The organism is [Limnothrix rosea] IAM M-220, from assembly GCF_001904615.1.
Classification (GTDB): domain Bacteria; phylum Cyanobacteriota; class Cyanobacteriia; order Cyanobacteriales; family MRBY01; genus MRBY01.
In genome coordinates this window covers 44,388-69,835 of sequence record NZ_MRBY01000020.1, presented here as the reverse complement: position 1 = coordinate 69,835, position 25,448 = coordinate 44,388, and the positions used below count along the sequence as shown (strand labels likewise).

General features: G+C 44.6%; 22 protein-coding genes. 11 read left to right on the top strand and 11 right to left on the bottom strand.

The genetic code is table 11. The annotated features are described in order from the left end of the window. Positions 1–253: 253 nt before the first annotated feature. The gene (locus NIES208_RS09790; protein ID WP_075892207.1) at positions 254–853 is read right to left on the bottom strand and encodes a TetR/AcrR family transcriptional regulator; all 600 of its coding nucleotides are present in this window, start codon (positions 851–853) and stop codon (positions 254–256) included. 129 nt (positions 854–982) lie between these two features. Between NIES208_RS09790 and NIES208_RS09785 the strand changes: the two genes are divergently transcribed. Both NIES208_RS09785 and NIES208_RS09780 read left to right on the top strand, forming a co-directional pair. After that, complete coding sequence (locus tag NIES208_RS09785; protein WP_225875286.1) at positions 983–1,189, top strand: hypothetical protein; 207 nt, start codon at positions 983–985, stop codon at positions 1,187–1,189. Between the two features lie 124 nt (positions 1,190–1,313). Next, positions 1,314–1,853, top strand: a complete 540-nt coding sequence (locus tag NIES208_RS09780) for a DUF8051 family protein (protein ID WP_075892205.1) — start codon at positions 1,314–1,316, stop codon at positions 1,851–1,853. 94 nt (positions 1,854–1,947) lie between these two features. Here the strand turns inward: NIES208_RS09780 and NIES208_RS09775 are convergent, their stop codons facing one another. Together NIES208_RS09775 and NIES208_RS09770 are read right to left on the bottom strand one after the other, a co-directional pair. Further along, positions 1,948–3,699 carry an ABC transporter ATP-binding protein gene (locus NIES208_RS09775; RefSeq protein WP_075892202.1) on the bottom strand — a complete coding sequence of 584 codons (1,752 nt, stop codon included), beginning with the start codon at positions 3,697–3,699 and terminating at the stop codon, positions 1,948–1,950. Positions 3,700–3,835: 136 nt separating this feature from the next. After that, on the bottom strand, positions 3,836–4,789 hold the full coding sequence (locus tag NIES208_RS09770) for a CheR family methyltransferase (protein WP_075892199.1): 954 nt from the start codon (positions 4,787–4,789) through the stop codon (positions 3,836–3,838). Between the two features lie 344 nt (positions 4,790–5,133). Between NIES208_RS09770 and NIES208_RS09765 the strand changes: the two genes are divergently transcribed. Next, a complete protein-coding gene (locus NIES208_RS09765; RefSeq protein ID WP_075892197.1) occupies positions 5,134–6,288 on the top strand; it encodes an anhydro-N-acetylmuramic acid kinase in 1,155 nt (384 codons plus the stop codon). Between the two features lie 458 nt (positions 6,289–6,746). Here NIES208_RS09765 and NIES208_RS09760 read toward each other — a convergent pair whose 3' ends face one another. After that, positions 6,747–7,700, bottom strand: a complete 954-nt coding sequence (locus NIES208_RS09760) for a PRC-barrel domain-containing protein (RefSeq protein WP_075892194.1) — start codon at positions 7,698–7,700, stop codon at positions 6,747–6,749. A 357-nt stretch (positions 7,701–8,057) separates the two neighbouring features. Here NIES208_RS09760 and prfB point away from each other — a divergent pair. Beyond that, a protein-coding gene (gene prfB / locus NIES208_RS09755; RefSeq protein WP_139325031.1) for a peptide chain release factor 2 occupies positions 8,058–9,180 on the top strand; the annotation gives its coding sequence in 2 pieces (ribosomal slippage) (positions 8,058–8,129 and positions 8,131–9,180; 1,122 coding nt in all). A 15-nt stretch (positions 9,181–9,195) separates the two neighbouring features. Here prfB and NIES208_RS09750 read toward each other — a convergent pair. Then, on the bottom strand, positions 9,196–12,498 hold the full coding sequence (locus tag NIES208_RS09750; protein ID WP_075892189.1) for a CHAT domain-containing tetratricopeptide repeat protein: 3,303 nt from the start codon (positions 12,496–12,498) through the stop codon (positions 9,196–9,198). A 595-nt stretch (positions 12,499–13,093) separates the two neighbouring features. Here NIES208_RS09750 and NIES208_RS09740 point away from each other — a divergent pair. Continuing rightward, complete coding sequence (locus NIES208_RS09740; protein ID WP_075892187.1) at positions 13,094–13,642, top strand: Uma2 family endonuclease; 549 nt, start codon at positions 13,094–13,096, stop codon at positions 13,640–13,642. Between the two features lie 83 nt (positions 13,643–13,725). After that, positions 13,726–14,604, top strand: a complete 879-nt coding sequence (locus NIES208_RS09735; RefSeq protein WP_075892185.1) for a hypothetical protein — start codon at positions 13,726–13,728, stop codon at positions 14,602–14,604. A gap of 435 nt (positions 14,605–15,039) precedes the next feature. On the opposite strand, the gene NIES208_RS09725 is transcribed toward NIES208_RS09735, so the two are convergent. The 5 genes from NIES208_RS09725 to NIES208_RS09705 all read right to left on the bottom strand — a co-directional run bounded on the left by NIES208_RS09725 (position 15,040) and on the right by NIES208_RS09705 (position 19,363). Then, positions 15,040–15,453, bottom strand: coding sequence for a type II toxin-antitoxin system VapC family toxin (locus NIES208_RS09725; protein WP_075892179.1), 414 nt, complete (start codon positions 15,451–15,453; stop codon positions 15,040–15,042). Continuing rightward, positions 15,450–15,725 carry a hypothetical protein gene (locus NIES208_RS09720; RefSeq protein WP_075892176.1) on the bottom strand — a complete coding sequence of 92 codons (276 nt, stop codon included), beginning with the start codon at positions 15,723–15,725 and terminating at the stop codon, positions 15,450–15,452. Before NIES208_RS09720 ends, NIES208_RS09725 begins: the two co-directional genes overlap by 4 nt. A 236-nt stretch (positions 15,726–15,961) precedes the next feature. Continuing rightward, entirely contained in the window at positions 15,962–16,222 is a 261-nt protein-coding gene (locus NIES208_RS09715) for a type II toxin-antitoxin system RelE family toxin (RefSeq protein ID WP_075892174.1), read from the bottom strand. Continuing rightward, entirely contained in the window at positions 16,219–16,458 is a 240-nt protein-coding gene (locus NIES208_RS09710) for a hypothetical protein (RefSeq protein WP_075892171.1), read from the bottom strand. Before NIES208_RS09710 ends, NIES208_RS09715 begins: the two co-directional genes overlap by 4 nt. Further along, entirely contained in the window at positions 16,451–19,363 is a 2,913-nt protein-coding gene (locus NIES208_RS09705) for an NACHT domain-containing protein (RefSeq protein WP_075892168.1), read from the bottom strand. The genes NIES208_RS09710 and NIES208_RS09705 overlap by 8 nt, the downstream gene beginning before the upstream one ends. A 276-nt stretch (positions 19,364–19,639) precedes the next feature. On the opposite strand from NIES208_RS09705, the gene NIES208_RS09700 reads away from it, so the two are divergent. Further along, on the top strand, positions 19,640–19,825 hold the full coding sequence (locus tag NIES208_RS09700) for a phage integrase N-terminal SAM-like domain-containing protein (RefSeq protein WP_225875285.1): 186 nt from the start codon (positions 19,640–19,642) through the stop codon (positions 19,823–19,825). 175 nt (positions 19,826–20,000) lie between these two features. Continuing rightward, a complete protein-coding gene (gene acs, locus NIES208_RS09695) occupies positions 20,001–21,965 on the top strand; it encodes an acetate--CoA ligase (RefSeq protein WP_075892166.1) in 1,965 nt (654 codons plus the stop codon). Positions 21,966–22,035: 70 nt separating this feature from the next. On the opposite strand, the gene NIES208_RS09690 is transcribed toward acs, so the two are convergent. Further along, positions 22,036–22,599: a Uma2 family endonuclease gene (locus NIES208_RS09690; RefSeq protein ID WP_075892164.1), complete on the bottom strand. Its 564-nt coding sequence runs from the start codon at positions 22,597–22,599 to the stop codon at positions 22,036–22,038. Positions 22,600–22,744: 145 nt separating this feature from the next. Here NIES208_RS09690 and NIES208_RS18955 point away from each other — a divergent pair, with 145 nt between their 5' ends. The 3 genes from NIES208_RS18955 to NIES208_RS09680 all read left to right on the top strand — a co-directional run bounded on the left by NIES208_RS18955 (position 22,745) and on the right by NIES208_RS09680 (position 25,401). Beyond that, the gene (locus NIES208_RS18955; RefSeq protein WP_171971749.1) at positions 22,745–22,882 is read left to right on the top strand and encodes a hypothetical protein; all 138 of its coding nucleotides are present in this window, start codon (positions 22,745–22,747) and stop codon (positions 22,880–22,882) included. A 46-nt stretch (positions 22,883–22,928) separates the two neighbouring features. Then, the gene (locus NIES208_RS18380) at positions 22,929–23,186 is read left to right on the top strand and encodes a Uma2 family endonuclease (RefSeq protein WP_084176590.1); all 258 of its coding nucleotides are present in this window, start codon (positions 22,929–22,931) and stop codon (positions 23,184–23,186) included. 556 nt (positions 23,187–23,742) lie between these two features. Further along, complete coding sequence (locus NIES208_RS09680; RefSeq protein WP_139325030.1) at positions 23,743–25,401, top strand: DUF6798 domain-containing protein; 1,659 nt, start codon at positions 23,743–23,745, stop codon at positions 25,399–25,401. Positions 25,402–25,448 lie beyond the last annotated feature (47 nt).

Genomic DNA, 25,448 nt, shown 5'->3' with positions numbered 1-25,448 from the left:
AACTATATTAACCACACTCCCTCGACATGTCAACACCTTTTTCTGAAAATATTTTAAGTGGGCTGGGTTAAATCGCTACGCACCGGCTAGGGCAAGGGTTTCAGGCAACAAAAAAATCTAGATTTCTTTCCCAAATACGCCTCTTACATAACCTTTCATCAAAAAAATAATTCTATTCACATCTATTTCGTCTGTGAGCAATTTCTGTTGTTGCTGGCACAAAAAAGGATTTTTCCATTAGTGGTGTTGCTGACTAAATACTTAGACTTCTCACATGACGATTAATCATTGTTTCTAATTGATGCCGAGAATAGTTTTGCGGTGCTGCCAGCATATTCACGCCGATACCGTCCATCAAGGCTATCCATGCTGCCGCCTCAAAGTCTAAATCTAAGTCTGTGGCGATCGCCTCTACTTCAACTAAAGCGTTTAGCTCACTTTTTAGGAATGTTTTGAATCCTTGGTAGAGAGTTGCGTGTTCTTTCATTAATCCTTCGTGGCCGGGTATATGTCCAACGAAGGCTAGCCATACACGCCAAATTTGTTTCAGTTCATCGGTGGTTGGGAGTACTGCCAACATCATCACAGTTAAACGGTCAATGCCTTTAACATGCTGAACCGAACTCATCATTTTTTCGCCTAAACGCTCCATTACCACTTCCAACATGAATAGAAGTAATTCGTCTTTATTACGGAAATAGTGGGTCAAAACACCCGTTGTGCAGCCTAGTTCGTGGGCGATCGCCCGCAAACTTGTTTTCTGCAAGCCTTGCTCTGCAATGAGTTTTATCGCGGCTGAAGCGACTTGCGATCGCCGATCTGATTGCTTTTCTTCCACTGAAGGTTTAGTCATGGCTTCTGCATTAACGAATGTAAAAGGGTCACTCAAGTATTTTATAACACCTGTTATTATTATTTTAAATAACGCTTGTTATGAGTTTTTTGTGATGGCAGCTAATAGGGAACCTGTTCCGGGGCGGTGGTGGCGATCGCCTTTCGGGGGATGGACTGGCTCTTTTTTGTCGGTATATCGGGATATCTGTTGCTGGCTGCAAGCGTAATTCTCGCGAGTCCTCTTTATCTGCAACGACCCATTGCCTTGGGATTATTTGCTTTGGCATTGCTCGGCGATCGCTTTTCATTACGCCAATGCCGGGTTTGGAATGGTTTCTACCTTTGTTGTTCTTAAAACTTTTGGTTAGCCATTTGCTCAAGGAAACTGCCTATCAACCGGGCGATCGCCCATAAAACTGTTGTTGCCTAAAAATTTCACCCAAATATTTACGCTAAAACATCTGTTGAGGTTTACTATCATGGCTTTTCAAACATTTTCCACCAAAGATTCTGTTGCTGGCTTACTTGCTATTTCGGGGATCGCCCTCAGTAGTTTGGTTCCCGGTGGCCCCGTTGAAACCCGTAGCTTTGCCCATATCAATCCTGTGACCTTGGGCGCATTCAATACTTTCCTGACGGCTTTGGCATTGGGTAGTTTGATTCTTGTTTATTTTGTGTTGAAATCCGAGCGATGGGCAATGGTTGGCGCTGCGTTATGTGGTTTGTCTTTCTTCGGTGTGTATGTTGCGGATCTCGCAGTCATCTTTCCGGTATCGCCTGACGCAATGCCCCCAGCTCTACTCACTATTGAAATTCTGGGCACTATTTTGTCATTACCTTTGATGGGATTTTCGGTGCAGGCATGGCAAGCTTATCGCCAACCTGCATTTGTACCTGCGACTACCCCTCAAACCCATGGAACTAAAACGATACAAGCATGGCAAATGGTTTTAGCTTTGGCAGTGGGAATCGTTGGACTCGGCATTATTATTTTCGCGACCCATGCAGCGATGGGTTGATAGCTCAAAATTTTTAATCCCCTTAGACTCTTGTGGCTTAAGGGGATTAAAGTTACTTGATTAAGATTAAGTTAGCGATTAGCTCTCTCAGCTTTTAGCTAAGAATTTCAGCGAGTTGGTTTTGCTCCCAGAGTTTTTTGTATAGACCTTCTTGAGCGACTAATTCTTCATGAACTCCAACTTGGGTAATCTTGCCGTGATCCATCACAAAAATGCGATCGCCCTTTGCGGCGGCAGAGAGTTGGTGGGTGATAAAGATAACGGTTTTGGTATCGGGAGAATGGGAGAGGTAATCGAGGATTTCGGTGGCAGTACGGTTATCAACGCTGGAGAGGGCATCATCAAGAATCAACACAGGCGCATCGATCATAAAGGCGCGGGCGAGGGAACTTCGTTGCCGTTGACCGCCTGAAAGCGTAATGCCCCGCTCACCCACAAGGGTTTCATATTGCTTAGGGAAATTGAGGATTTCGCTATGGATTTGGGCGCGTTCAGCAGAATGTTCGATGGTCGGTTGGGGACTGCCGGGTAAACCGTAGGCAATGTTCTCTCGAATCTGTGAGCTAAACAGGAAGCTCTCTTGGGGCACGTAGGCGATCGCCCTACGGAGATCTTCGAGACGGATATTTGTAATATCTTCACCATCAAGGAACAGTTGGCCGGGTTCAATATCGATGAGGCGGGGGAGGGCATTGGCGAGGGTTGATTTGCCGGAACCGATGGAACCGACAATGGCAATGGTTTCGCCGGGATAAATCGTAAAATTCAAATCGTCTAGGGCAGGGCGATCGCCTTCGGGGTAGGCAAAACTAAGATTTCGCGCCGTAATTTTGCCTGTGACAGTTTTCGGATCGAGGGTAATCGATTGGGGTTCATCTTGAATATGAGGCTCGTTATCAAGGATGGCTTCCACACGGTCAATGCTCACTTCACCCCGTTGATAGGATGTAATCGTAAACCCTAAAAGTGCTGTGGGGAAAACTAAACGCTCAATTAATAAAATCAGTGCAACGAAGTTACCCACCGTTAATTCTTCTGCGGCGATCGCCCTTGCACCAAAGGCCAGCAAAATTAGCAGACTAATATAGGAAATTCCTTCAATGAGCGGAAAGAGTAAATTTCGGGTGCGAGCTAGACCGAGGTTGGCACGGAGTAATTTTTGGTTACGAGCGTCAAAGGCTTGGCGTTCATTATTTTCCTGCGCGTAAATTTTAATCAGGGAAATGCCGCTCATATCCTCTTGGATTAGCTGACTAAGTTCCGATAATTCTTCTTGAACATTTTTCTGTTCGTCCCGCAGTCGTCCACTAAACAGTTGCACCGTAATCAACATGGCTGGATACACGGCGATCGCCATGAGACTTAACTTACCGTGCAGCGATAACATCACAGGCAATGTCATCACGTAGGCAAAAATTGTATTCGCCAAACTCAGTACCGAAAAGCCCAATAAACGCCGCACATTATCCACATCGCTGGTGGCGCGGTTAATCAAATCACCAGAGGATTGATTGGCAAAATAGGCCGGCTCTAAGGTTAATAGATGCTGAAAAATGCGCTGCTTTAAATCAAACTCGACCTGACGACCCACCCCAAAGATTGAGACCCGCGATAACATCCGGAATCCCCACATCACCGAGGCCAAGACCAACATCAGGAGAACAGACCGGGTCAGAGTTGGCAAACCAACTTCGGTACGTAGCGAATCAATGGTGTTACTTAAAATAAGCGGGAGATAGACTCCCAAGCCATTGACGATAAGCAACGCAATGATGCCGATATAAACCTGTTTTTTGTAGGGAACGAGATAGGTTATTAGCCTCCGAAGTCGCGAAGAAGCAGCCATAGATTTTTAGATTCAGGAAATTATCACATTGTCTATTGTGACGGATAACCTCAACCACTGCTTGGAAGGCTCAATAAATAATTTTGGTTACTCTTTTTCTCAAGGTAGAAAAAAACGTAGAAAAAAAGCTCTTAATTTAGATGGCTTGATCGAGGTCAAACATTGGATCGGACAAATACAATTGACGTTGGGACAATTGGGGCGATCGCCGTTGTAGTCGAGGCAGGGAAGTTACTGGGGGTTTTCTGGCGGGTTCCCGTTGAGGCCGATAGATCATCGAACCAGCAAAAATATCAGCACGAAAATCCTGTGAAGGAACGCCGTACAGTTCACTATGACCCGTTAACAGATAGCCATCGACTTTGAGTGCTTGCCTGAAATGCGCCAGTACTTTGGCGATCGCCTCATTTTCGAAATGGAGAAAAACATGACGGCAAAGAATGACATCAATATTTTGTAAAAAATCTGGTAGACAAGACTCCAGTAAATTTAGGGGCATAAATTTCACCAGCTGACGCACCTCAGATTTAATACGCTGGCTGCCGGTGTCAGACATGAGGCAATATTTATTGACAACATTACTCTGTCTCCGTAGCGACCATGCTCCGTATTCTCCTTGGGTGGCGATCGCCAAGGCTTCGGTATTAATATCTGTCCCAAAAATCGTAATTTGCCACGTTTCAATATCCGGAATCAGCTCTGTTAATAAAATGGCGAGGGAATAGGCTTCCTCTCCAGTGGCACAACCTGCTGACCATAGAGCTAATCTTTTTTCCGGCGATCGCCGTTGAATCAACTCCGGCAAAATATGAGATCGCAAGAGATCAAATTGCCCCCATTCCCGAAAAAAGTAACTTTCAGTATTTGCTAGGGCAATAATAATTTGTTGCCACACAGCGCTATCAATCGGATTTTTTTCCAGGAGTACCCGATAGTCAGCAACACAACTGAGCTCTAAACGTTCTAATGCGAGATTAATCGTTTGCTTTAGACGTTGATATTCCACATCAGCAATAGTAAAGCCGAGGCGATCGCCGACTAAAATACCAATGGATTGAATATCTGAGACAGTTACAACGGGCGTGGGCACAGGCAGTTATCCTCACACAAAATCTAGAAATACGATGTCCTATGGCGATGAATTCAAGTCCAGAAACTAAGCAAAATTTACCCTAGAGACTTAGCATGGCAAGAGTTTTAATCAACTTTTGCATCTTATAGCAATCACGGATCTTTACCGGTGATCGCGATCTCACCCGCCAGCTAGCCCCATAAAAATTCATCACTAATGAAGTGCATACTTTCATCATTTCAAGGTCAATCTCGATTGGTCATTGCCGTTTTTTAAAATAGAAAGAGTTAAACTGAAGCACTAATTTCTCAAATACATATCAATAAGGTTCACAGCTATCCCGTGGAGGGCGATCGCCGATTATGAAAGTCATTGGTTTAATGAGTGGAACTTCAATGGACGGTATTGATGCAGCGCTCGTCAAGCTGAACGGTAACGCCGAAAATCCCCAACTTCAATTAGTTGGCTTCCATACCTATACCTATCCACCGGAATTACGACAGGAATTATTAGAAATTTGCGCGGGTAAAGCAATTACAGTCGAACAATTAGCCGCCCTAGATGACCAAGTTGCAGCGGCATTCGCAGAGGCAGCTCACAAAATTCAGGAACAATTTGGCAAAGCAGAACTGATTGGCTCCCACGGTCAAACGATTTTCCATCGTCCCCCAAAGCATAATCTCGGTTTTAGCTGGCAGCTTGGCAGAGGGGAGGCGATCGCCCAACTGACAGGATTACCGACCGTCAGTAATTTCCGGCGGGCAGATATCACCGCAGGGGGACAAGGCGCACCATTAGTCCCAAAAGTGGATGCATATCTTTTGGCTCATCCCACCAAACACCGCTGTGTCCAAAATCTTGGCGGCATTGGTAATGTCACATATTTACCACCCAAAAGTCAGCCCGATTGGGAAAACTATGTGATTGGCTGGGATACAGGCCCCGGCAACATATTACTGGATCTCGCAATTCAGAAATTAACCGATGGCAAACAAGCCTATGACCAAGATGGCATTTGGGCATCCCAAGGAATACCGAATCTAGAGCTAGTGGCACAGTGGCTAACGGATCCGTTTATTGCGCAACTACCGCCAAAATCTACTGGGCGGGAATATTTTGGGGTAGACTTCCTCGAAAAATGTTGGCAACAAGCTCAAACAAAAAGTCTATCTGAAGCAGATTGGCTCGCCAGTTTAACAGAATTTACGGCGCAAACTGTCCTTGAAAATTACCGCTTATTTCTGCCGCAAATGCCCGATGAGATTCTGCTCTGTGGTGGCGGGGCGCGTAATAGTTATCTCCGCGATCGCCTCCAAGTTTTAGCCGAAAATATTCCCGTGGGCCTTACCGATGATGCAGGTGTTGACCATGATGCGAAAGAGGCGATCGCCTTTGCAGTGTTAGCTTATTGGCGATATGTTCATCAGTTTCCCGGTAATTTGCCCAAAGTCACCGGAGCGAGTCAGCCAATGCTGTTGGGCGATATTCATGAAGCATTAAAAGAACGTCAGTTATGAATAAACATGTAGCCAAAATTCTCTAGAGAAAAAAAGACACGGAGAAGGAAAGACACGGAGAAGCAACGAAAATTTGCATTTTTTGAAAGCTAGTAGGATTGTTTGCATAGAAACATCTCCCGATCTCTCGCTCTCCCATTCACCGCGTCGTACTTCCGAGCATGCTTAAGCAAAACTCACGTTAAAAGACTAATCACAAATTCAATTGATTTTCGCAGGGGTTTAACAGATTCATTAACTTCAACCTAAGGAAAAGTAAAAGCGAATCAATAGGAGTGAAATCATCCCATAGAGAAGGTCATGGAGAAGTTCAAACCCCGACTAATCTTGCCGACGACGACTAGACATGTCACCGCAGCATTTGCAAAAAAAATCCCGTAGTCTGTCAAGCATATCGCTCTATAAACTACGGAAAAACTTGATATTAATTGGTTGTTTAGACCAAGAAAAAACGAACTTTAGTAATTTGTTTCCTCTTTATATTCATACTCTTTCGTTTGCTCAGGCATATTAACGACCGGAGGAGTGTAGGGTTCTTCCTTCACATCGTCATCCCAAACATCACCATCCACATCTTGCTCAGTGTAGCTTCTGGGAGACTCATTATAATCTTCGTAGCCACCAGAATCACCACCCCAATTATCCTCTTCATAGTCGTCGTAGCTCATTGCTTGAGCTTTTTGGCGACGAGGTGGCGGGGGAGCGATGGGCTCTTCTTGCCACTCATCTTCATCCCAATTATCAATGGGTTGGCGGGCTTCAACGGGGGGTCTGGCAACGGGTTGTTGGAGGGGAACGCCAGTACCTAATTGATTTTCAGGACGAGCAGTTGGAGCATAATACAGATCCTCTTCCTCTCTTTCCCAGGGCGGGCGGCCAATCCCTAATCTTTCAAGGAAACCAACGGTAATTTGACTCAGGCGCTCTTCTGCCCCTTCAAATACGATCAAGCGGTTGGGGCCACTGCTAATTACCTCTTCAATGGGTAGTTCGTAGGTGCTAATTACCTGCTCAGGGATTTGGGGTAACCCAAGGGAGGCAATGATCAAAGATGAAACTGTGCCACTTTCTAAATCAAACTGAAAGTCTCGCACTCTTCCGAGGGGTTCCCCTGCTTCGGTAATGACTTCGCTGTTAATGAGGGGGCTGTAGGCTTCAACGTCAACATCTGCCAGCACATCTTCATCTTCGACTAAAACCACATCGCCGGTTCTAATAATTGTGTCGAGATACATATATTTTGGCATTCCCGACACAGAAAACATACTGTCCCGTAGACCGAGGGAGACGACTTCACGACGGTCAATGTCCACTAATACATCTTTAACGACCCCTAGACGTGTGCCGTTGTTACGGGTGATGACTTGGGTGTTGATGAATTCGTTACGTAAACGGATGGAATCAATGGTCATGTTGTTTTAAGTGCTTGTCGATTCGCGAGTGGGTTAATAAAACTTTTTGGAGCGATCGCCGAAATATTGTTTAGATATAAAGGTGTCGCGGCAAATATCTGCAAAAAAACAGAATTTAACTCAGAAAGCCATCAGCCTACTTTTTATCAGACAGTGATAAGAGCAGTTATCCAGCAGACTCTATCATTTCAAGGTCGCCTTGACAACTTTTCGTTTGCATGGGTGCTCCTATTCTAGCTGATCGATTTTATAATCTTCAGCCATCACCTCAAAGGCTTATATATCTAGGAACTGAGCCACTCTACTATAATTAGTAAGATTGTTTTTTTATTCTCTTTTTGATGAGGAATTTTGATGATTGAGTTGGCAGATTTAAAGCGGTCTCTCGAATTGGTTAAGATACGCCTGGGTAAAACTCAGGAGTATCTTTGACTTAAAGACTTTAAATGCCAAAATCTTTGATCTAGAGCAGGTCGCGGCGCAATCGGAGTTTTGGGATAATGCGGAACAGGCTCAGGCAACCATGCAGGAGCTGAATGATCTCAAATCCGGTGTGGAGCAATATCATCAATGGCAGTCCCAGTTTGAGGATGCTGAGGCGATCGCCGAACTTTTAGAACTTGATGAGGATCCGGCGTTGTTAACGGAAGCCGTTGAAAGTTTAGAGGCACTACAAAAAGAACTAGACCGTTGGGAGCTGCAACAGATGCTAGCCGGCGAATACGATGCCAATGGTGCAGTGCTAACGATTAATGCGGGGGCTGGCGGTACAGATGCTCAGGATTGGGCGGAAATGTTGCTACGCATGTATACCCGCTGGGGCGAAAAGCAGGGCTACAAAGTAAAGTTAGCGGAATTATCCGAGGGCGATGAAGCGGGCTTAAAATCAGCGACCCTAGAATTTGAAGGAAAATACGCCTTTGGTTATCTTAAGAGCGAAAAAGGAACCCACCGTCTGGTGAGAATTTCACCGTTTAACGCCAATGGCAAACGACAAACGAGTTTTGCGGGGGTTGAGGTGATGCCGGCCCTCGGTGATGATGCCGTAAAAGTGGATATTCCTGATAAGGATCTCGAAATTACAACCTCACGGGCTGGCGGTAAAGGCGGTCAAAACGTCAATAAAGTTGAGACGGCTGTTCGGATTGTGCACATCCCAACCGGAGTGGCTGTGCGCTGTACCCAAGAGCGCTCCCAATTACAGAATAAAGAAAAGGCAATGGCTTTGCTCAAGGCGAAATTGCTCATTATTGCCCAAGAACAGCGTACCCAAGAAATCGCTGAAATTCGTGGCGATATGGTCGAAGCAGCATGGGGGAATCAAATTCGTAATTATGTGTTTCATCCCTACCAAATGGTGAAAGATTTACGCACTAATGAAGAGACAACCGATGTGAGCGGTGTGATGGATGGCGATCTTGATGGGTTTATCGAAGCTTATCTACGTCAGGAAACGCAATTAGGTGACAGCACAAATTAGCGCGATCGCCGATTTTTATTGCCATTCTCCTTGCAAGATAAACGCTGACCAATAGTAAGGATGTGTCCAGCGGGTTTCTTCACGCATTTCCCGTTGGGTTTCTTGGAGGGCGATCGCCGCTGTCATTTGGTCTTCGAGTAAATTCTGGTAAAAACGGGTCATAAATTCAGCCGTTGCCTCGTCACTGACTTGCCATAAACTCATCACGATTCTTGGCACTCCGGCATACATAAAACCTCGACTGAGGCCGACTAATCCTTCCCCCTGCACATTTTCTCCCAGACCTGTTTCGCAGGCACTGAGCACCAAAAGATTGGCATTGAGCTTGAGGTTAAATACATCGTTAAGGCGTAAAAAACCATTTTGGAGCTGTTGATTTTCATCAAACAACGACAAAACTAAACCCGATAATTCCGGTTCGTTGGCATTGAGAAAACCGTGGGTGGCAATGTGAATGAGATCGTAATCTTGGAGGCGATCGCCCGTTAAAACATCGCGACTGGCATCAAAATCAAAAGCCTGAAATGTATCAACATCGTCGGGTAGCAGCGCCAAAATCCCTTGGGCTTCAGTGCGAGTGCCGGGGAGACGATCCCAATTCACCTGGGAAAAAGTACTGGCAGAGCGCTTTAGAGCCAACAACTCAAGAGGATCACCATCGGTTAGATCTAGATCTAAATTCTTTTGGGGTTGGGGCGGATTAACACAATTAGTATTGGCACTACCAAGGCGACAATCCGCATGGTTGAAAACGGGATCTGCAAGAATAGCGAGAGATGAATCTGCTTTGATCGAAGGAATTGTCTTTTGCCGCAAAATAGCGAGGGTGGAAGCGGAAGGTAAATTAATGATTTCGTGGCGATCGCCGAGGGGGGCATATTCTGGAGTACTGCTGAGGGCGCTGAAGGGCAAATAGTGTAAATTTCCGTCAGCAACGACGAGAATTCGCTTGTCCTGTAACTGAGCTATGGCGGGGGCAAGAATTTCCTGACTTAAAGCCAGTAGAGCAGCTTGGCGTACTTGTTCCCGCTGGCGTTGGCGTGGTGGTGGGAGACCTTCGCGGGCATCGGTAATCTGTTGACGGGCTTCGTCAATCAGCGGGTCTAGCACATGGCGAGCTGGTAATTCGTAGCTTGTGAAGTCTGTTTTTGTGACTGCCCAGAGATAGCTTTTTTCCTTGCCGAGGGCATATTGCAGCAAAATAGTATCCTCATCAAGGATTTGAGTTTGTAAGGCCTCGACATCAAGGGTTTGGGGATATTTTAGGTTGGCGTAATTGGGGCTAAGGCGGCGGATACGATCCTGTAGCGCTTCGTATTCTGTCACTAAAGTCGATAGGGTTTGATCGATTTCGATCTTTTCAGCATCTGTACTTTGGTTTGTACCGTAAATTTCAATGCGCTCGGCTTCCGTTGCGCTGAGTTGGGCGAGGAGTGTTTTTTCCTGTTCTAGTAAAGTGGGATCAATGCCGGTTCTAATGTCTGTATTCGCTTCGGTGAGGAGTTCGAGGAGAGTACGGGCGCGGGATTTTTCGCTAGCGGCAAAGGCGAGTTGGGCATAGCCTTGACCCGGATTTTGCTGATCCAGCTCCATTAATAATTTGATGTAAAACTGATAATAGGTTTGCACGGTGGCAAAGTAGCTCTGGCGCAACTCTGGACTGATAATTTTTGTGCGCAAATCCTCGACGATGGCGATCGCCGCTTCCATGGTGGCGAGGGCATTTTCTGGCTGGCCTTGTTCGTACTCCACCGTTGCGATATTGACGAGGGTTAAAGCTTCTGCACTGCGATCTCCAACAGCTTGGGCAAGGGGTAGGGCTTGATTATAAAAATTTAGCGCCTGCTCATATTCCCCCGTTTCGCCATAAATTAAGCCGATATTGGCGAGAGTAGTCGCTTCCATGCGGCGATCGCCCACCGCCCGAATAATCGGTAAGGCAGTATTAAACACTTCTAGGGTTTCTTCTGGGCTATCCAATAATGCATAAATTAATCCCAAATTATTCAAGGTCGTTGCAGTCATCCGGCGATCGCCCACGGCTATGGAGAGGTCGAGGGATTCGCGATAGAAGGTTATTGACTGAATTAAAAAATCTTCATTGAGTTGTTGTTCTCCGAGGACTTGATAGGTTAACCCCAAATTATTGAGGGTTGTGGCTTCCATTTGGCGATCGCCCACCTCACGAGAGAACCCAAGAGACTGTTCGTAAAATTCCAAAGCTTGCTCATATTCGCCGAGGGAATAATAAACTAAGCCAATATTGCCAAGGGTTGTGCCCACCATTTTTCTTGCTCCACCCGCTTCCGATAGGGGCAAAGATGTTTGATAGGCATCGAGGGCTTGTTGTTTTTCACCGAGGGCATCGTAGGCTAACCCGATATTATTGAGCACTGTCGCTTCCATGGTCGGATCGCCAATGGTTTGGATAATTGCCAACGACTGCCCATAGAAATCAAGGGCTTGTAATTTATCGCCGAAGGAGCCATAGACCAACCCTTTATTACTGAGGACTGTGGCTTCCATCCGGCGGTTATTGACAGCTCGCAGTAAGGGCAGCGCTTCATCGTAAAAAGCTAGGGCTTTTTCTTTTTCCCCTAGGGCATCATAGGCATAACCAATATTGTTGAGCAGTGTTCCCCGAATAGATTGATCACCTAATTCTTCGGCGATCGCCACCGCTGCGAGATAGAACTCAAGGGCTTTTTCCCGTTCACTGAGGTTGTCATGGGTCAAACCCATATTGCTTAGGGTTGTCGCCTGCATAGCGAGGTCACCCACCTGCTTCGAGAGAGGCAAAGATTGCTCGTAATAGTCCAAGGCTTCACGGTTTTGACCGAAGGCATTGAGCACTAAGCCAATATTATTCAGAACGCGGGCTTCCCCTAATAAATCTCCGGCAGCGCGATAAAAGGGTAATGATCTTTCGTAATAGTCCAGAGCTGTCTGGTTTTGCCCCAATAGATCGTAGGAACGCCCCAACAGCAGATACAGTACGGCAATATCGTCAGGAAAATCATTGGCGACCACTTCCGGAATGACGACTTCAAGGTTGGCGATCGCCAATTTATAGCCCTCTTCAGTTTCCGTTTGAAAAGCAACCACAGCTTCTGTAATCAGCGCTTCTGCTGCGGCAGATAGAGTCGCAGTTTCTGCCTGGGCAATGAGCGGCATGGGAGAGGAAATTAAGGCCGTTTCAAGCTTCGGTTGTGTCGGGATGCCAACAATCGCAGCCGATTTCGCTGGTAAGGGGGCATTGAGCCCTGCGCAAAATACCGTTGTAGCGAGAGAAAGAAACGTTGCAGAGCGGATATTCATAACCACCAAAATCCATGTCCGTTTCTATCCTAATGACCCCACTTTAGAACTTGGAATTTGGAGTTTATTTAGTCACAAAAAGCAAAGAATTTCTGCTGAGTCTCTGTTTTCTTTTCCTCTATTTTTAGATATTTTTAAGAGTCCCAGAGGAAGCGAGTATCTAGCTCAAATCCAACTAAAATATCTTCACCGGACAATTTATTTAGCGCTGCTAAAATCTCTACAGGGCGATCGCCGCGATAGATGCCCACCCGTTTATTTTCTATATCTAATAATCAACCCAATCGACAACCATTCGCTTGATATTCTGCCATTTTGCCATACCCAATTTCCAAGAATCTGATGGCGACAACAGCTCAATCACAAAATCAAGGCACAGCGGCAGAAATCCTTGTCGTTATTCTGGCGTTAAGCTGTCCCATGTTTCGAGGGGAATCCAAGACACATCACTAAAATCAAGCGTAAAAGCAGTCATCGGTTTCAAGTAAAAAGATTATGTCTAGGGTGACAGGCAATTTTTTGAGACGAAAGCGGCGATCGCCCCCAAGAAATTCCCCATAAAATAGATAGCAGAGTGACTCAGGTAAATAATGCGATGCAACTGGCTACCTATAAATTCTCCGTCGAAGACTATCACCGCATGGGTGAAACAGGTATTTTGCCGCCTGATAAAAACTTTGAATTAATCCGTGGAGAAATTATCGAGATGTCCCCTGTCGGTTTTAAACACGCAGCAGCAGTCAAACGTTTAAATGCTTTTTGTTGCAATAATTTTCCTGCCGTTGTTAGTGTTCAAGATCCGATTTTATTGGGAGATGTATCGGAGCCAGAGCCAGACATCATTCTTCTAAAACCAGAGGATACTTTTTATGGTTCACGGTTGCCTGTTGCGGCGGATGCAATGCTAATTATCGAGGTTTCGGATAGTACCTTACGATATGATCAAACGGCTAAACTTACTCTTTATGCGGAAAACCAAATTCCAGAAGTTTGGATTGCGAACATTCAAGATCAGCAGTTAGAAGTTTATCGAGAATCGGATGGGTCAAATTACTTGCAAACTCTGATTTTGAAAGATTTGGAAACCATTACTCCGCTCGCTTTTCCTGAGATTGAGATTTCTGTAAAAGATATTTTGGGATAGCAGTGAGGCGATCGCCTATTGCTCTATGATCACCATCAAAATCCTGTATCTACAATTCCCATTCCAGATTCGAACATTTACCCATGCTCAATTCCTTTCTTAAAAAATATCGTCATCACCACAAGCCTCTTGCGGCTTTAGGATTAGTGCTACTAATCACAAGTTGCACTGCCAGTGAAGCCCCACCAGACTCTGCCACTGAAACTCCGAATAACCCATCAGAAGAAACAGTAGTCACAGAAACAGAAACAAATACTGAAATATCCACTCCCAAAACAAACAATGTCCCAACCCAACAGACATCAGCAACGAATACCGAAACGTTACTGAAAAGTTTTGAGCAAGGGACACCATATGCGGTTGTGCGTGCGCAGCTTTTAAAAGCAGGCTGGACTCCTGCAGAAGTACCGGAACCAGGGGCTTTTGGCGTTGAGCGAGAGGCCTATGATTCCGGGTTTATCGAAGTTTCGGCTTGTGCTGGCACTGGCATGGGACAGTGTCGTTTTGAATTGGTAAATTTAGAGAAACAAAAAGGGCTTTCTATCACCACCTATGGGGGTTCTGACCTGCAATTTGGCGATTGGAGTATTTATCCTTACACCTCGGCTGAAGTTGCACCCCCCAGTGACGGCAACATTACGGTGAGCAATCCCATCATCCAAGAGGGCCGCAGCGAGATTCCCTCTCAGTTTCAGGGTGAATGGAATGCGAATTTAGATGGCTGTGGTTCATTATCAAGCGACGGTCGGCTAGTCATTAAACCGAGTCAATTGCAATTTTATGCATCTACGGGAACTGTTTCAAAAATTATGGTGACAGGTACGGCGGGCTTGACGGTCACGGCTGAATATTCTGGGGAGGGATCAACTTGGACTGAAACGGATAATTTTCAGTTATCGTCGGATCTTTCCACGTTGACAAATTTAGATACTGGCGGTGTCCGATATCGTTGTTCTAGTTAGGAAAGATAGGGGCGATCGCCACCCATTTATTTCTGATTTCTACGCTTAATTTGTAAGGGAAAATCAGGCACAATTTCAGAAGTTTCTAGTTGTTTCTCTTTATTGAAAAAAGTGAGGTTGCCGAGGCGATCGCAAATCCAGACTTCCTGTGCCCCTGCCTCAAAATATTGATTTTACGGGGACTCATAACGATTTGTCCCCATTGATTCAGCTCAACTTTATAAGACAAATCTTGTAGTAATTTGTCATCACAAATGTCTTGCCATTCCATGAATTTTGCCTCTGTTTAGCCGACTAAATCCAACATATGTTTCCAGCATAGTAGGAGTTTTGAGAAAATTAGCGAGGGTGGCGATCGCCATCCAAATTTCTCACGATGAAATGTAGTGACAGCAGATGAACTCGAACTCTACACTTGCAGCCTTAGCTGGCAGTTCACGGAAATAACTCAAAGTAATTGCAGTGATTGGGACGAATAATCGAGAAATCTCGGCGGTCAAGGGTGTAAACACGAGCGATATTAAGTCTTTCAGCTATGGCAACAATCGCCGCATCTGTAAAATCAAGCTGATTATCGGCATACTGTTCCAAAATCTCATGGGCTCGCGCTAAATCTTCTGGGATTACAGGCTCAACTTGAACCGCATCAGGTGTCATGTTGGAGACAAAACGACGCATTGCTTGATGCCCCAATCTTGAGGCAATCAGATAGCAAACTTCGGGCAAAACTACTACTGGCAGCACTAACCGTTCATCTACGCTTTGAGCAATAGTCAAGACCCGTTGATGGTTGCGATCGCTCTGATCTGTTAGGGCATAGAGAAAACTGGTATCGAGTATTGCGGTCATACAGAATTGCTTGGTTTGGAACTCCACCCATACACAGGATCAACTTCATTGCGGAGAATCTCTTCATCCCGCTCTGAAACATCTGGCTGATTAGAATTACCTAAACCTGCAACTGCCACTAAAAAATTAGCAGATTGATTTTTTGTTTCTCTGCTCTGGGCTGATTTGTAGCGAAGGTAGTCAAGAAAACTGGCAAGTTCCATCAAATCCTCTTCGGGAAGAGCACTGACTGATTCCAGAATCTGTTGCCGCTCTATGGTGCTTCTATCCATCGCTAAATCTCAGGGCTAGGCTTCTTTCTAATGCTATCTTGTAACTCAAGCAAAACAAGTATGCCAGAATACTTGTAACTATAGCGGCGATCGCCGTACGAAATTCTAATGCTCCCCTTCAGCGGCGGCAAGTAACCTTGAACTCAGCACCGAGGATTTATACCTATCCGCTGCAAGAAGGCTGTTGTGCAAACGACGGTTGCGAAATGTTCCAACGGGACAAGAACTAGGAACTATCACTTTTTATAAACATCTTTTCGGTGCTTGCATTGCAGGAGGAGAATAATCAATTCTTTATCATCGATTTCGTAGCGAACGCGATAGTCACCGATACGAATACGGTACTGATTATCAGACCCTTTCATCTTGACCACTCCATCAGGACGTGGAGCTTCGGCAAGTTGGTCAATCTTCTTAGCGATGCGATTGTAAACGTCATCAGGCAAGACATCCAGCTGTTTTCGCACAGCTTTCGGTGTGATGATGGTATAGGTCATGCTGATCGCTCTGCTCGGTGCGCCTTGTATTCATCAAAGGTCATATAATCCCCTGCTTCGTAGTCAGCACGGGCAGCTTGAATTTCAGCGATATCCTCCGGAGAATCTTCATCATCAGGGAATAACTCAGCTTCCAGAAGCGCCCAAAGCCGATGCTTTTCAGCAATTCCTAGTGATGAAATTGCTCCTAAAAGTGATTGAAATGAAATATCTACTTTCACAGTATCCTCAGCCATCAGAATTTGCCTCCATTTTTATTTTTGCATCATGTATTTTTAACTGTTCCTGTGCCCATTCTCGCAGTTGCTCATCAGGATCATTAATGGCGTGATCGCGCAGCAGCTTGATCGTTTTGGGATAGGTAGGATAGTGAGTTATGAGAGCTTCTAATGCAGCACAACGCGGATCTCCTTCTAGATAGCCTTTTTCACCACCAGGATCATTGACTGCAATCTCACTAAAAATATCAGATAAATCTGAGCTGCATCCCCAATACTGAGACAATGTTTCTACTGCAGAGTGACGAGTTGCCCAATTTTCATCAGATTGAGCAATTTTTACAACAATTGGCAAAGCATCAGGATCATTTTTCCAGTATCGTACCAAACATTCCATAGCTCCTCTGCGAATTGCCCATAGTTTATGGTGCTGAACTAAATCTTTAAGCCAAGGTAATGTATCGCTATTTTCTTTCCAGAATTGAGCGACTGCATTTACTGCTGATTCACACACACCCCAATCCGAATGACCTTCCTGTACTAACTTTTTAAGCCAATTTAAAGTATTAGAATCTTTACCAGAATTGCAGGCAATAGCAAAAACTGCGCGTCTTACAAACCAATGCCAATCTTTATCACTTTCAACACCATTTTTCAACCATTCGGTTAGTTGTATATTTCCCTGCCAAGTAGAAGTGAGATTATCTGCAATTACCCTTGCAACGTCTGCTCCAAAAGGATAGGGTAACTGATTGTCAACTTCATCTTGGAACTTCATTAATAGCTTTTCCGAAATCTCAACTACCTGCTTGCGATTTTTAATCTCCATAAGACACTGAGATGCAAGCGTAAGGTTACCTATAGCTTCACGCTTGAGATAATTATCAGGGGGTCGATACATATTTGGATCATCTAGAAACTGGGTTCTATCTATTTCTACCTCCATTAGAAACTGGATTATTTGCGCTGAAAATTTTGGATCGATCGCCCCACAAATCAATCTCAGCACCTCATGCCAAGTTTCATCTTGCCAGCGTTGTCCAAACACCTTATCGCGTAATTCCTCAAAGGTGAGGGTGCGTTGTTTTTCGAAGCGATGGACGATTTCAATGGCACAGAAATATTCTAAAAAGGTGCGATGCATGAAGCCATAGGTGTCGGCTCCGCGATAGCAGAGGATGAAATTGCGTTCTCGGAGTTGTTGAATCAACCGACTGGCTTTTTCGCGAGGTTCGCTGAAGCCCTGATCGCGTAGATACTCAGTCAAAATGCGGGTGAGTTGATCAGCACTAATCAAATTCCCCTTCAGCCCTTTTTTTCCTGCCTGCATTTCGTAAGCAATCAGGCGCAACATCTCTTGTTTCTCCCGTCGCCCAATCGAATCCATCGGGATCTGCAATCGCTTATGATCCACATCCCAGTGGTAGAGCAACACGCGAGAAGCCTGATCGTAGAGGTCGGCGCGATCACGCGGTAACTCCTGCCGTCGATTCAAAATTACCATCATTGTCAGCAGCAGGGGATTATCTGCCAGGTTGGCGATCGCCTTGGAATTAGCAATCGCATCCTTCAATCGCTGTTTCAATCGCACTTTATCAGGATCACGACCCATCGATAGGTCATACCAGCGCTCAATAAACTCGTGAATCTCGTCGGTATCGAGGGATTGAATGGTGAAGTGTCGAAAACTGCTATTCTGGAGGCGATCAGGGTTATATCCAATAATGCGAGATGTGACTATCACCTGAGCTTTGGGATATTGCTGCGAAAAGCGAATGATGTCATCAATGACAGTGGATTGAGTCGGGCGATCAAATACCTCATCCAGCCCATCGAACATAACCAGCGTTGAAGACTCTAGTAGATGCTGATGGAGTTGCTGCTGGTCAAATTGCCAGTCCACACCCTGACCTCGATGCAGAAATTCGAGGAAATTAACAGATGGATTGATGGCGAATTCTCGCAACTCAATCAATAACGGCAGTCTCTCAGTGTTACCATCGACCCATTCCAGTGCCAGATATTGCAATAGACTCGACTTACCCGATCCTGGATCTCCTAAAATCACTGCCCGATGAGAGTCTGCTACCACTTCTAAAACCTTTCGTGCGGGTTGCTGAAAATACTCATGGCGATAATGCTTTAAGGCTTCGGGCGATAAATCTACTTCGAGCTGCCCTTCAGCTTGCAGTTGCCGTTTCAAGTCTAAAGGCAGGTCATAGCGCATTGGGGGTAAGGCTTCTCGCACCGTTTGCTCAATAAACATTGCCCAGAGTTTAATGGCATCAACGCGATCGGTGCTGTCGAGGGTGTACAGTTTCAGATAACCATAACTGGACTGCAAACTGGCTCGATAAGTCTTAACATCAAAGCCGGGCGAGAGTTGGGCAGTATTGCGGGCAATGTCTTCTAATAGATCGGTTTCAAGCAGCGATCGCAACTCTGGATTCGCTTTAACAATGCCCTTGACCTCATATACGTATTCCTTGCAGACTCCCCGCCAATCAAACTCCTTTGAGGGAAATTGCCATCCAGAGACTTGATACTGTTGTGCCCAAATTTGCTCTAACTGCCCATAATCAATTTGTTTACAATCTTTTTCAAAGGCTTTTCCGAGAATGGGGCGGACCGACTTATCCTGCACAAACTTCTTGATTACTGCTTTGTAATGATGCTGAATACTGGTTTCGTAAACATCGTTAATCTGAAGCTCCTTAATAAATCGCTTAATGAAGTAGCCAACTGCTTCCGCCATCGGTGTTTTCAGTGCTGTCGCACTGAGTCGGCTAACTCCGCTACTCAGGCAATCCTTGAAAAAATCTCGGACATACCCCTCCAAAACAGGTTTACTCAAATCGAGAATCTGCTCTAGTACGAGCTTACCTAGTTCTATTCCCGTTGTGGCTGCAACCCATTCCAGCATACTGAGATTTCAGACTTGACCTAGTATTACCTCTAATATCGTACCCGTGATTGTAAAGATGCCAGGGATTTCAAGCCATAACTGGCAACCTTTCACTACGCCCTCACCAATAACTCAGGCGGCACAACTACGTATCATGCAGATGATTTCTATATAATGCCTTCTCTGTTATTTTACACATAGAATATTCTTGCATAAACAGCTAAATATAGAGTGTTGTGCAAAAAAAATCCGCATAACATCTCTTTAAAAGGCAATATCAAAGATTTTAAAATTTTGCCTGATATCATCCCATCGCATAAGTTGTTAGATGTGGTGCGCGAATTCATTCGTCTCAAGTATCATTCCTACCGTACTGAGCAGAGTTATTTGGACTGGATTCGACGTTATCTGCTTTATCAGAATGGTAAGCATCCCCGTGAAATGTGCAAAGCAGAGATTCAAGCCTTTTTGACTCACTAGGGTGTTTCATGATTACTACTCCTGTGTTGAATTGGGTGGCAATGTCGTGCATAGTTTATAGAAAGACTGAGTTTAGAATCGCCCCCTGTTCCCCCATCCTTAACGAATTGCAATCTTTGTCGGCTTAACCTTGAGGGAAAATAGGTAGGCATAAATTTTGTCATAACAAGTTGATATGTCTGATCCAACAATTGAATCGATCCTCCACGAAAATCGTACCTTTGCGCCCCCTGCTGAATTTTCCGAACAGGCGCATATCAAAAGCCTTGAGCAATACCAAGAACTCTACGATTTTGCGAAAAATGACCCGGAGAAATTTTGGGGTGAACTGGCAGAGCAGGAACTGGAATGGTTCGAGAAATGGGATACCGTTCTCGATTGGCAGCCTCCTTTTGCAAAATGGTTCTCCGGCGGCAAAATTAATATTTCCCATAATTGCCTCGATCGCCATCTGAAAACTTGGCGCAAAAATAAAGCTGCTCTTATCTGGGAAGGGGAACCGGGTGATTCTCGGACGCTGACTTACGCGCAACTCCACCGGGAGGTTTGTCAGTTCGCCAATGCCATGAAAAAACTGGGTGTGCAAAAGGGCGATCGCGTCGGTATTTACATGCCGATGATTCCCGAAGCGGTGATTGCTTTGCTCGCCTGTGCCAGAATTGGTGCGCCCCATACGGTAATTTTTGGGGGATTTAGCGCCGAAGCTCTCCGCAGTCGTCTCGAAGATGCGGAAGCAAAGTTGGTGATTACTGCTGATGGTGGTTTCCGTAAGGATAAAGTGGTTCCCCTCAAGCCCCAAGTCGATGCGGCGATCGCCGATGATTTTGCCCCCAGTGTGGAAAATGTTTTAGTCGTCCAACGCACCAAAGGCGATGTGGAAATGGTCGAAGGCCGTGACCATTGGTGGCACGAAATGCAGAAAGAAGTATCTGCAAATTGCCCCGCCGAACCGATGGATGCAGAAGATATGCTCTTCATTCTTTACACCAGCGGCACAACTGGAAAACCCAAGGGCGTAGTTCACACGACGGGCGGCTATAACCTCTACACCCACATGACCTGCAAGTGGATTTTTGACCTCAAAGATGACGATGTGTACTGGTGCGGCGCAGATGTCGGCTGGATTACCGGACATAGTTACATTACCTATGGCCCCCTCTCCAATGGCGCAACGGCAGTGATGTACGAAGGTGCGCCCCGTGCGTCGAACCCCGGCTGTTTTTGGGAAGTGATCGAAAAATATGGCGTAACGATTTTCTACACTGCACCCACTGCCATCCGTGCCTTTATCAAGATGGGCGAGGAGATTCCGAATAAATATGACATGAGTTCGTTGCGCTTGCTCGGCACAGTCGGTGAGCCCATTAACCCCGAAGCTTGGATGTGGTACAACCGCGTCATCGGTGGCGATCGCTGTCCCATTGTGGATACTTGGTGGCAAACCGAAACAGGCGGCGTAATGTTGACTCCTCTCCCCGGCGCAACGCCTACTAAACCCGGTTCCGCAACCCTGCCTTTCCCCGGCATCGTTGCAGACATTGTTGATCTAGATGGCAATCCCGCTGGTGATAATGAAGGCGGTTACCTCGTCGTGAAACAGCCTTGGCCGGGTATGATGCGCACGGTTTACGGCAATCCCGAACGGTTCCGCAGTACCTATTGGGAACATATTGCACCCATCGATGGCAAATATCTCTACTTTGCGGGTGATGGGGCGCGGCGTGATGAGGATGGTTATTTCTGGGTAATGGGTCGTGTGGATGATGTGATGAATGTCTCCGGTCACCGTCTCGGCACAATGGAAATTGAATCAGCGCTTGTGTCCCACCCAGCTGTGGCGGAAGCGGCAGTGGTCGGCAAACCCCATGATCTAAAAGGCGAAGAGGTGTTTGCATTTGTCACCCTCGAAGGTAGTCAACCCGCTAGTGATGAGCTAGAAGCTGAGTTAAAAGCCCACGTGGTGAAAGAAATTGGGGCGATCGCCCGACCCGGAGAAATCCGCTTTACCGATGTGATGCCAAAGACTCGCTCCGGTAAAATCATGCGTCGTTTGTTGCGTAACCTTGCCGCGGGTCAAGAGATTGCCGGGGATACTTCCACCCTCGAAGATCGCACAGTCCTCGAAAAACTTCGCGGTTAAACCCAATTAAATAGTTTTCAAATTTTAGTCCCTTGCAATCCATGTATTGTGAGGGATTTTTTATTCTTGACTACCCTTTTAGCCAACCGAAGATTTCACCGACGGTCAGCTCCACATTTTCAGCAAAGGACGGTACGGGTAAAACTTGTTCAGCTTGGTCAAAAACGGCAATGGATTTATCGGCTGAATAGACAAAAATACAAGCTTCAGCGGGATCAATGAGCCAGCCTAGTTCAGTTCCAGAATCTAAGCAATGCAAAATATTCCGCATCACTCTTGAAGGGCTTTGTTGGGGAGAAAGGATTTCAATTGTCCAATCTGGATGCAACTCAAAGGCATTGGCAATGTCACCATTTTCATCCCGTGGAATACGCTCAGTTTTAAACACGGCAATATCTGGAACAGTAGAGCGATCGCCAAAAGTACAGCGCAGTTCTGGAAAAGCTTGGGCTGTTTTAGTCGCATGAAAAGCAAGGGTCAACATCAAACTCAATTCCCGTTGGAGCAAACTATGTTTTCCTTGGGGCATAGGTTTCTGGATAATCGATCCGTTGATATATTCGCTAGCGGGTTTGGTTTCGGGCTGTTCCAAAAATGCCGCTAGAGTTAATGGCTTCGTCAGTGCTTGTACCATGTGACCTGCTTTTTCTGTAGGTACTACTTATTTTAAGAGGCAAAACTGAAAATCCCAATCGTGAAATTGGGGCTACATTCAAATTGTGGCTAAGATCCTAGAGGCGATCGCCCCCTGTCCAAAGACATATTCATAGAAAACCAATATGCTAAAACGCTATTTTTTTGTACTATTGGCCGCTGTTTCTGTCTGGGGCTGCCAAGCAAAATCCACCCCTCCAGAAATTGAACTCGCTGAAATCACCCAAGCGCAACTCGGCGATCGCCTGTCCCGAGTCTCATAAGAATTGCAAGATAAAATATAGTCAAGTTCTCTGATAGGCGATCGCCATGATGACCTTCACGCTCGACTTTTCTTCAAACCTAACTATCGATGACGAACAATTTGAAAAAAATTGCCACAATAACCCCGATGTTCAATTTGAACATACAGCCCAAGGAGAATTAATTATTATGCCTCCAGTCGGCGCAGAAAGTGATGAGTGCGAAGCAAATATCATCACAGATTTAATGAATTGGAATCGTCAGAACAAATCAGGAAAAATCTTTAGTTATTCGACTTTTTTAAACTCCCGAATAGTACTCTAAAATCTCCTAATACAGCCTAGATAAACTTATTACGCTGGAACAAACCGAGTGCAGAAGTAAGAAAAAGATTTGCTCAAATTTGCCCTGATTTTGTCGTAGAAATTTGATCTGAAAGTGACTTAATTAAAACACTCCAAATAAAAATAAAAGAGTATATCAATAACGCTGCAAAACTCGGCTAATTAATCAATCCCCAGTCCCAAGAAGTAACAATCTATTAACTCAATCAATCACCCAGAATTCCTTCTAGACCCAAAATTTTAGACGGTGGCAAACTAATGCTTAATTTTACTTGTGAGCTAGATCTGCTTTGGTAGACAAGGGAAGGATGACCAGATTCATCTTGTCGAAAGATATTGTTGTTAACAATAGGACTATTTAGCCGTTAATGCCTAGGAACAAAACAAGCTAACCTTTTGTCAACTAAGGAAGCCTTTTTATAGGATTGATTTCCTTAAAATAGACTGCTAAATAACGAAAAAAGATTGTTACAATCTTTGCATGTAAATTATATTTATATGTTTTCTCACTAGAGATATATATGCTTTTTGACACTGTGACTTCGACATTTGAAAAAGAGGAAAAGCAGAATAGCTCTTCTTTTTTGAAAGAATTTTTGATTATATTTGCATTACTAATTTTTAGTCATTTACTAACCGGGAATATGGCTGAAAATGAAGTGGGTAAATTAATGTTAGCTAAACAATTCATGTTTCCTGATTGGCTACCCAATGACTGGTATCTTAGTCAGCCCCAGAAGTACCAAGCGCTCTTTCAGCTTGTGTTTGGACATAGTATTGCCTATCTTGGTTTTTTAGCGACATCTATCCTTGGCAGGATTATTTATTACAGCCTTATTTCTTTTGGGTTAGTCTTAATTGCCCGACAAATTAAGCTTCATCTTTTAAGTCTATTTACTGCAATTACATTATTTCTTTACTCGCATCAGGGAATGGCGATCGCCGGAGAATGGATGGTCGGCAGTTTAGAAACAAAGGGATTTGCCTATGGAATAGTGTTGATTGCTATTTGGTTAGCTATGAAACAGCGATATATTTGGATGATTGCTAGCTTAGGGATAGCAACTTCTCTACATATTTTAGTGGGCGGCTACGCCACATTAACTTTTCTCCCGTGGCTTGCTTGGAGTGCTTATAAAAAAGGATTGTTCCGACAGGAGTTTATCAAAAAATATTTGTCAACAATTTGTCTCGGAACTTTTATTTATTTATTAACGAGTATTTTTGCAACTGTAACTTTATTTCATAGTTTAAGTAAAACTGTCACAGCGCCGGAAAGTATGCTTCAGGCTACTTATATCTATACGTTTCTCCGAAATTCACACCATTTAGCTCCATTTACTTGGCAGAAAATTCGATTTTTAATAATTATAATTTACCTTGGTATTTTTGGATGGTGCTGGCATAAGACAAAGGAAGAATTCGTTTTTTCTGTACAGAAATATCCTAATAATGGGACTGGTATAAAGAGTCGCTTATTATTACTTGAGTTGACTGTATTTAGTCTTATCCCATTATTTGGTGGTTTTGTCGCTGTCTTTTTCGACTCAGAGGGGGCATTGCTCCAGTACTATCCATTTCGTTTTGGGAGCTTGATGCTTGCCTTAAATTCATTATTAATTGCTGTGTATCTTATTCAGAAATATATCAAAACTTCTCGTTACATTCAAGGGTTTAAAAAATACGGTTTTTCTCTATGTTTAGTGACTTTAGCTTTGGTTCATTCACTCACTCTGACAAGCTTTACAAAGCAAGCAATTAATTTATTAGATTTTCCCATTGGTATTGAGCAAAATAATTTAGAAAGTCAAGATGTGTTTACTTGGATTAAAAATAATACGGCAAAAGAAGCTATTATAATTTCTTCGCCAAGTCACTATATTGGTTTTAACTGGCTGACTAACCGAGCAACGATTGCTAAGTTTAAATTGGTTCCACCGACAGAGATTCAAATTTTTGAATGGTATGAAAGGTTAAATGATTTGTCTGGCTATCCGAAAGATTATGTGTGGCAAAAAACAGGTTTTGAGATGGAGGAAGAGTTACATCAAGATTATCAAAAACTAACAACGGTTCAAGTCAAAAATTTGATGGAAAAATATCAGGCTCAATACTTTTTTGATTATCGTAAGCATAATCTAGATTTGCCGATCGCCTATGAAAATAACGGTTATCGTTTGTACCAAAGTAACTAATGCTCGTAATATTGTCTGGGCTATAAATTTATTTGGAAATATGGCAA